Below are 8,472 nucleotides of genomic sequence, written 5' to 3'. Positions count from 1 at the left end.
TGGGGCGGCAATATTCTGCTGGACTACGAAACCCGCGTGGACGACTTCGGGAATTTCCTCACCCAGGGTACACCGCTATTCACTCGGCTCACGGATCTTCGGGTATCGTATATGCTGACACACAACCTCTTTTTAGATGGTCGTCTCATGTGGCGGCGGGAGGAGACGCCACGCCACACCGTAACTCGCAAAACGCGACTGCATACCATTGCGTTACGGTACAATATTCCCTATCGTCAGCAGATTTTTTAAGGTGGAATGAGTGAATCGAGTCAGGAAATAATAAAGCAGGAACTTAGCGAAGCTCAGCGTGTACTGGATGCCTTCTTGGCTGATCCTGCCCAACTTGAAGCGATCGAAAGGGCCGCCGCGCTGATGGCCGAAGCCATTCTGAACGACCGTAAAATCATCTCCTGCGGCAATGGTGGCTCACACTGCGATGCCATGCACTTCGCCGAAGAACTCACAGGCCGCTACCGCGACAACCGTCGCGCTCTACCCGCCATCGCTATCTCTGACTCTAGCCACCTCAGCTGCGTGAGCAATGATTTCGGCTATGAGTTTGTGTTCTCGCGCTTTGTAGAAGGTTTGGGACAGTCGGGCGATGTGCTGTTAGGGCTCAGTACGAGCGGCAATTCAGCCAATATTATCCGAGCGGTAGAAGCTGCCCGCGCCAAGGGCATGAAGGTGGTGATTCTTTCAGGAAAAGACGGGGGTAAACTGGCGGGACTAGCGGATGTGGAAGTCCGGGTACCCCATTTCGGCTACGCAGATCGCATTCAGGAAATCCATATCAAAGTCATCCACATCTTCATGCTGCTTATCGAGCGGAAGGTGATTTCGGGCTGATACTGTTCTACGTCGCTAATGTATAGCGGGCTGACGCCTGCCAGACGCGATAAATCGCGTCTGGCAGGCCGCGTCTGGCCGACCGCGTCTGGCCGACCGCGAGCCGACCGCGTCTCTATTTTGTTCTTCGCATCGTCCATTTAAGGGCTTCCAGCAGGTGTTTCACGAACAATGGCTCTACGTACGACTCGTCGGTGTGTCCACCGCCCGTATAATAAGCGCGACCACCCTCGAACTCATGATACCAGATGAAGGGGTGCATCCGCCCGTTTTTCCCACCTTCGTAGCTGGTTTCGTCCAGGGTAGCCAACACTATGATACCTGGCTGAATGCTTTTATAGTTGTACAATTCATCGAATCGCCGCCACATGTTGGGCAGGAAACTGGTGGTAGGATGTACTTTGTTCCAGACAATCACATCCACGTTCTGCTGCTTGGGGTGACTGAGAAAATAAGCTCCCGCCAGTTTGTTGTACCAGGGCCAGTCGTATTCCGTGTCTGCAGCTGCATGAATACCCAGCCAACCGCCACCGCCCTGAATGTACTTTTCGAAGGCGTCCTGCTGTTCAGGGTCGAGAATATCGCCCGTCGTACTTAGGAATACCACCGTCTTGTATTTTTTCAAATTGTCGAGCGTAAAGGCCGAAGCGTCTTCGGTCGTATCGACTTGGAAACGGTTTTCGGCTCCTAGCTTCATTAGCGCGGCCTTACCTGCCGCGATGGATTTGTGGCGGAAGCCTTTGGTTTTAGAAAAGACGAGGATAGCGTCGGGCGCCGTTGCGTCGGGCGCCGTTGCGTCAGGTTTCTCGAGGTCGATGAATGGAGCGGCTTGAGCGGCTACTGTTATGAATGATAACAGACAAAGGAGAAAGGAGATTCTTTTCATTTGGGTGCGAAAATTTTGAGAAAAATAAATTTATCAAACAAAGCGGGTACAGGCTCTGCTTTACTCTTTCGCTCAGAAGCCAAACATCCATCCACTTTGGTAGTTTTTCCGATTGGCGTTCCAGGAAGCCGTACTTTTACATCTCTCCTCAAAAAATAACTCGCCCCATGCGCGTCCGCCCTTCCGCCCTTATCATCGAACGCAACTGCGTCCTGACCATGAAGTACCGCTACGGCGGACAAGACGTGTACGCCCTGCCGGGCGGCAATCCCGATCCCGGCGAAAGCCTGTCGGAGGTAATCGTGCGGGAACTAAGAGAAGAACTGGGCGTGGAAACCGAAGTCGATCAACTGGTATTTTGTGGAGAAGTTATCGGGGAAGACGGACGAAAGGACGCGCTTCACGCAGTGTTCGCAGTACACCTCATCGCCGGACTACCGCAACTGAATCCCGAACACACGACCGCCTTATCCGTAGAGTGGCTTGCGGTCAGTGATCTGGCCGACAAGCACCTTTATCCGCAGATCGGGGCAGAAATCAAAGCCATGCTGGCCGGAAAATTACGCGGCGTATACCTGGGAAGAATTGATCAGCCCTACGCCGAATAAAAAAACGCTGACAGGGCTTTGAATCCTGTCAGCGTTGAATATAACACGAAGTGTTGTTGCCTTATGCTTTAGGCCATCTCCAACTTCGCCGCGTTGCGCTTGCGGTCCGTTTCTTCAAGATAAATCTTCCGCATCCGAATACTACTGGGCGTTACTTCCAGGTATTCGTCTTTCTGGATATACTCCATCGACTCCTCTAATGAGAAATTGATCTTCGGCGCAATGCGCAGCCCGTCGTCGGAGCCGGAGGCCCGCATGTTGGTCATCTTTTTGGCTTCCTGCAAGTTGACCACGATGTCGTTGGGGCGGTTGTGCTCGCCCACCACCTGACCGCCGTAAATTTCTTCACCGGGGCCGATGAAGAAACGACCGCGATCCTGCAATTTGTCGATGGTGTAGCCCGTGGACATCCCCATTCCCTTGGAAATAATGGAACCACTGTTGCGGCTCGGAATAATGCCCCGGTACGGTTCAAAACTCTTGAAACGGTGCGTCAGCACGGCTTCGCCCTGCGTGGCAGTGAGAACGTTGGAGCGCAGACCGATCAACCCGCGCGACGGAATTTCAAATTCGAGGTGCTGCAAATCGCCCTTTGGCTCCATCACCAGCAATTCGCCTTTGCGCTGGGTAGCCAGTTCGATAACCTTGCCCGCCGTAGTTTCCGGCACATCCACGACCATCGTTTCAATGGGTTCGAGGCGGTTGCCGTTTTCATCTTCTTTGAAAAGTACCTGCGGCTGGCCTACCTGCAATTCGTAGCCTTCGCGGCGCATGGTTTCGATTAATACCGACAGGTGCAGAATGCCCCGGCCAAAGACCAGAAATTTATCTTCGCTTCCTCCTGACTCCACGCGCAGAGCGAGGTTTTTCTCGGTTTCTTTAATAAGACGATCGCGCAGGTGGCGCGAAGTCACGAATTTGCCCTCTTTACCAAAGAAGGGCGAATTGTTGATCGTGAACAGCATATTCATCGTCGGCTCGTCCACCGCAATACGAGGCAGAGCCTCAGGGTTTTCCAGGTCGGCGAGGGTATCGCCGATTTCGAAGTCGTCGATGCCCGTCACGGCGCAAATATCGCCCGCTTGTACTTCGCTTACTTTCTGACGGCCCAAGCCCTCGAAAGTCTGCAATTCTTTGATTTTTACTTTCTTAATTACCCCATCGGCTTTGCAAAGCGACATTTGCGCGCCTTCCTTTATCGTACCGCGCAATACACGGCCGATGGCGATACGACCTACGAAAGCATTGTAGTCCAGCGAGGTGATCTGCATTTGCGGTGTTCCTTCGTTCACGGGCGCGGGTGGAATCTGCTCGATGATCGTGTCGAGCAAAAACGTGATGTCACCCGTAGGATGTCGCCAATCTTCGCCCATCCAGCCATGCTTAGAGGAACCGTACACGGTCACAAAGTCGAGTTGCTCCTCGGTTCCGCCGAGGTTAAACATCAGGTCGAAGACGTTTTCCTGCACTTCCTCGGGACGGCAGTTTTCTTTATCTACCTTATTAACTACCACGATGGGCTTCAGGCCCAGTTCTAGCGCTTTGCCCAGCACGAAGCGCGTCTGTGGCATCGGACCTTCGAAGGCATCAACCAGCAAAAGTACCCCATCGGCCATTTTAAGCACGCGTTCCACTTCACCCCCAAAGTCGGCGTGGCCTGGGGTATCGATAACATTAATTTTAACGTCTTTATAGCGAACCGACACGTTTTTGGACGTAATTGTGATGCCACGCTCGCGCTCGAGGTCGTTGTTGTCCAGGATCAGGTCGTCGAACTCCTGGTTCTCGCGAAACAGTTTGGAGGCATGAATAATCTTATCGACCAGGGTAGTTTTGCCGTGGTCGACGTGGGCAATGATGGCGATGTTACGAATGGATTGCATTTCTTTTTCCGGATCAGTTGTTGATTTTTTCAGCCAAACGGACAAGAGAAAGCACTTTTCATCCTCCCTTCCGTAAAAACAAGCCGCAAAAGTACAGACTTTTCGGCTGAATAGCAGATTTTTACAACTAATTAATCGTAAACTGTGCGAAAACGTTCATCGGTCTGGGAGAAGTGCAAAAACTTTGGTGTGGGCAGGATGGCAGATGACTATCTGACGCCTGCCACTAAGTGCGTTTTTTGCCCTCCCGACGGGGGCAGATTTACCAAGGTACAGTGTAGGTTGACCTGAACCTATTTCTTCCAATCTTGAAGTCGGTCGAGATACAAATAGCTTTCGACAAACTTTCTGTGTTCGGGGCTGGTCATTTTTTCCAGCAATTCCAAAGCGGAAATGTAGCTCGTTAAATTTCCGTTTGAAGATAAAAACTTACCGTCCTCCACGAACGTGACCAAACTATCGTCCTGCACATTTAAGTTCGGATAATCTTTTTGCAGTTGTTTGCCTCCCCCAATCCAGGTGACGATTTTATGCCCATCGGCAATTCCCGAAGCACCGATCAGCTGCGCTCCGGCGCAGTTGCTCACCGTGTATTTGGTTTCTTGATTTTTCTCTTTTATAAAACCGACAATCTCATCATTATGGACCTGGGCGTACATATCGTAAGCACTGGGTATAAAAAGTACCTCCAATTTTGGACAGTTGGCGAACGTATAATCCGGAACGAATTTCATTCCCTCTTCGGTAATGATCGGGTCTTTGGTTTCAGCTATCGTGATTACGTTAAAAAGACGTTTTCCATCCTCGGTCAGTTTTGCGAAAACATCCGAGGTAGCTATCACTTCGCTTTGGAGTACACCGTTGTACATCAAAAGCCCAATGGTCGGTAGTTCCGCTCGAAACGGTTTCAAGTGTTTGGTGAGAGTATCCGATACAAATCCACTTTGGTTTTCGGAGTTCGTTTGAGATTTATTGTTATTACAACTACTCAAAATAATCACCAGAACTATCGCTCTTAGGATTGCTGTTTCTTTCATTTTGATCAAGCTTGATTGTTTCTTGCACCGTGGTCGGCATCTTCACATAGACATCCATCTTGGCAATACCAATGAGATACAGATCAAAGGATCAATTACTCCATAATCACCCGCCGCTCAGCACTAATTTTTTCTTGTCCGGCCAAGCCATTTCCCTCGTACAAGTTGCCTTTCACCGTCCCGTTTTTCGTAGCGTACGACTCGACCCCGAATCCGTTGTTGTATTGAATTCGGTTGTCCCGAACTGTTATTCCCTTCGATCCTTTGTCCAAAAACTCCATCATCACCCCACTGCGGTCGTTGGCCTCGATCAGGCTCTTTTCGATCACTACGTTTTCCGATTCGGCGATCAGGACGCCGTAGTACCCGTTTCGGGCTATCTCGGTATGGGTTACCCTCACGTCCCGACAATGCCCCAGCGAAAGGCCGCTCCCGAAGGGCGAGGTATCCAACCGACTTCCCTCGATGGAAACTTTATCGCAATAGGTCAAAAGCAAGTTGTGCTGCAATTTTGGCCCCGGTACCACGTACGAGCCATTTTCTGTGAAGTCGCAGGCAGTGACCGATACATTGGTAGCTCCACTCACTAGTACGCCGTTGTAGGTACAGTTCTGGACGGTAAGATTGATAAAATTAAGGTTCTTCATCCCGCCCCGGCGCGGTGAGATGAACAGGACACCGCCGCGCTTGGCCGTGCTGCGGAACGAACGGCGGGTGTTGGGGTCGCTCCCCGGCTCGGCCCTCGTGGCCCCTTCCAGCACAAAATCCCGGAGCGTAACGTCGTGCAAGTCGTCGCTCGCGCTTACAATGGCGTCTCTTTCGTCAGATTTTGGGTCGAGAAAAAGCATCGTCTCAACGCCTTCGCCCGCCAGCGTCACGCCGCTCGGAATCTTGAGTGTAGTTGGCAACGTATGCAAACCCGCCGTCGCCACTACCCACCGACCGCTGCCCGCTGCGGTATTCAATGCTTCCTGGATAGATTCGCCCGGCTGCACCCGTATCGCAGTATCGGGGATTTTGGTACTTGCGGTAGCTACGGCTCCCGCGATATAGCCAATCGAGCTTACAGCAGGCCCAGTTGAATAGCCAACTACTTTACCCAGCGGTTTGCGCAGTGAAGTAAGCACTGAACGGGAAGCCGTAGAGCGAACCGAATCGGCGGCCATCTTCGTGTAGGATAGTTCGATACCCCGCGCGGCATAGTGTTGGTAGATGTATTCGTAATCGTCCCTCAGCTTTTTGGCCCGTTGCGAAATCTCACCGTAGGAATGCGGCGGCTCGCCCAGCAGAAACTGCGCGGTGTACTCATAGCCCAGCGCCAGGCGGTGGTCGCCCATCGAAAAAACATCAACGCCCTGCGTATAGGCGATTTGGGCGGCTCCGGCAAACTCTCCCAGTCCCAGTTGCACGTGCGCCTGGTCGCGGCCCGTTTCCTGGCATTGTCCGCTCGGGTAGATGTACTTGAACAAACTACCATTCACGGGGCCGCGCAGCAGGTGATCCAGCGCCTGATTGAACATCGGCCGGTTGTCGGTAAAGACGGCAATGGCCAGAATGGAATGGATGATCGCGCCGTCCCAGTTGCCGTTGGCTTGCGGAAAATAGTACCTCAGCAGCGGGTAGTACACCGTCATCATCAGGTGCTTGAACTGATCGACGCCCTGCGGCGACCAGCCCGAAGGCGTGTAACGCAGTATTTCGGCGGCATTGCAAAGGACGTGGCCCGTCCACGCCGCCAGTAGTTTAGCGTCGTTGTAGTCAAAATCCCAGAGCCTCGCCGACCAGGCGTCCAGGATTTCGATGGACTTGTTTGCGTAGGCTTGGTCGTTGGTGATGTACCAAACCACGGCGCAGTTATAGGCCATCTGCGCCCCCTTGGAAAGGTCGTTGCCGCCAATGTTGGGCTTGCCATAAGGGCCGCGCAGCACGTGGGTGTAGGGCGTAACCACAAAGGCGAGGTCTGTCTCCTCTTTGAGCCGCTCGAAAGCACTTTTGTAAGGCTCCTGGCCTTTCAACACCTGCGCTTTCATGTGGGCGAGGTCGGCCTTCGTCTGATTAATTCCCGGATGGGCAAAGCTCTGACCCGCCGCGGTTTGCAGACAGATTGATGTCAATAGCAGCAGTAAGCTGGCGAAATAGAAAGTTGTTGTGTGAAGTCTCATCAGAAATATAGACGACAGAATGGGGGGACGTACCTTATAGCTGACTACGAACCTTGATTTACACTCGGAGTCAGTGGGATAGGTTGGTGCGTGATGTTTTCTTTTCTACCAAAATCACAAAAACGATCCCAAGCGTATAAGCCACAATATCCTCCCACGCGAAAGAAGTGCCAAGAACTGTTCTTGCCAGTTTTGACTTTTGGAGTCCCAGTGTCTCAACGATGTTCAAGTATTGTAGTATTTCTACGAAATACGAAAACAAAAGAGCCAAAATTGAAGCTGCAATAACTGAAATGGATAGGAACGATCTGATAAAACAGTACACCAGGATCACCACTAAAAAATCACCGAAGAAGGGGCGAATGAAATTGTCGTGAACGTATAGAGCGATGAAGACTTCAATCAGGAACAGGATTATCGTTAGCAGGAAGTATTTTTTGTTGAAGATTAGCATTCTGGGTGTCTAGCTTATTTAGTTCTTCCCTAGTCAGATAACGCACTTATTGGGTTTGCTAAATGGCCTCACAAACTTAGGTTCATCAAAATAGCTTTCCCACTTTGAGATTCCAGCAATTTTTTTGCCACATCCCATGCAATTTCGAGGGTTTCCGTGATGGTACGCCCTGGGCAATAAGCCCCTGAACTTGCTCAGATGTAGCCAGGTACACGCCTTCCGGTAGTTTTTCTATCGCCGGCGACTCGGGTGTATTTTTATGGTTCCTTCCATATTGTTCTTGTTGTTTGGATAAACTGGCAATTTGCGTATCGTATGCTAAGTAAAGCGTCTATGAACTTACCATCACCTTTCTACATTTCTCGTACAAGAATTCCGGGGCAAAGTCTGCGCCATTTTCCCATTCTACGGTCCAGGACCCTAACTTGAATCTTTTGAAAAACTCAATACTGCAATGGTTCGGTAATAATTAAGCGGCTTTGCAGCCCAATCGGTAAAGTTCACGGACTTTTGGGTCATTTTTATCAATCTCAGTGCCTATTGGCAAGATTGAAATAAATCGGTCAAGCAGCAACTGGTTGTGGTAGAGTGTC

7 protein-coding genes and 1 pseudogene are annotated in these 8,472 nt (G+C 51.2%); 3 read left to right on the top strand and 5 right to left on the bottom strand.

Translation table 11 applies throughout. The features are described from left to right. A pseudogene (locus ACEW8P_RS02690) lies at positions 1-252 on the top strand (hypothetical protein); the annotation flags it as partial. Between the two features lie 6 nt (positions 253-258). Continuing rightward, on the top strand, positions 259-849 hold the full coding sequence (gene lpcA / locus ACEW8P_RS02685; protein ID WP_373511571.1) for a D-sedoheptulose 7-phosphate isomerase: 591 nt from the start codon (positions 259-261) through the stop codon (positions 847-849). A gap of 115 nt (positions 850-964) precedes the next feature. Here the strand turns inward: lpcA and ACEW8P_RS02680 are convergent, their stop codons facing one another. Continuing rightward, positions 965-1,735, bottom strand: a complete 771-nt coding sequence (locus ACEW8P_RS02680; RefSeq protein WP_373511570.1) for a ThuA domain-containing protein — start codon at positions 1,733-1,735, stop codon at positions 965-967. 167 nt (positions 1,736-1,902) lie between these two features. Between ACEW8P_RS02680 and ACEW8P_RS02675 the strand changes: the two genes are divergently transcribed. Continuing rightward, positions 1,903-2,343 (top strand): NUDIX domain-containing protein, encoded by a 441-nt coding sequence (locus ACEW8P_RS02675; RefSeq protein WP_373511569.1) that lies wholly within the window; start codon positions 1,903-1,905, stop codon positions 2,341-2,343. Between the two features lie 68 nt (positions 2,344-2,411). On the opposite strand, the gene typA is transcribed toward ACEW8P_RS02675, so the two are convergent. The 4 genes from typA to ACEW8P_RS02655 all read right to left on the bottom strand — a co-directional run bounded on the left by typA (position 2,412) and on the right by ACEW8P_RS02655 (position 7,879). After that, complete coding sequence (gene typA, locus ACEW8P_RS02670; RefSeq protein WP_373511568.1) at positions 2,412-4,226, bottom strand: translational GTPase TypA; 1,815 nt, start codon at positions 4,224-4,226, stop codon at positions 2,412-2,414. Between the two features lie 293 nt (positions 4,227-4,519). Continuing rightward, positions 4,520-5,137 carry a DJ-1/PfpI family protein gene (locus ACEW8P_RS02665; protein ID WP_373511567.1) on the bottom strand — a complete coding sequence of 206 codons (618 nt, stop codon included), beginning with the start codon at positions 5,135-5,137 and terminating at the stop codon, positions 4,520-4,522. 221 nt (positions 5,138-5,358) lie between these two features. Continuing rightward, a complete protein-coding gene (locus tag ACEW8P_RS02660) occupies positions 5,359-7,377 on the bottom strand; it encodes a right-handed parallel beta-helix repeat-containing protein (protein WP_373511566.1) in 2,019 nt (672 codons plus the stop codon). A gap of 118 nt (positions 7,378-7,495) precedes the next feature. Further along, on the bottom strand, positions 7,496-7,879 hold the full coding sequence (locus ACEW8P_RS02655) for a DUF2809 domain-containing protein (protein WP_373511565.1): 384 nt from the start codon (positions 7,877-7,879) through the stop codon (positions 7,496-7,498). Positions 7,880-8,472: the final 593 nt, after the last annotated feature.

This window comes from Persicitalea sp. (genome assembly GCF_041751555.1).
Lineage (GTDB): Bacteria > Bacteroidota > Bacteroidia > Cytophagales > Spirosomataceae > Persicitalea.
The sequence above is the reverse complement of the archived record's forward strand: the minus strand, read 5'-3'. Positions and strand labels throughout refer to the sequence as shown.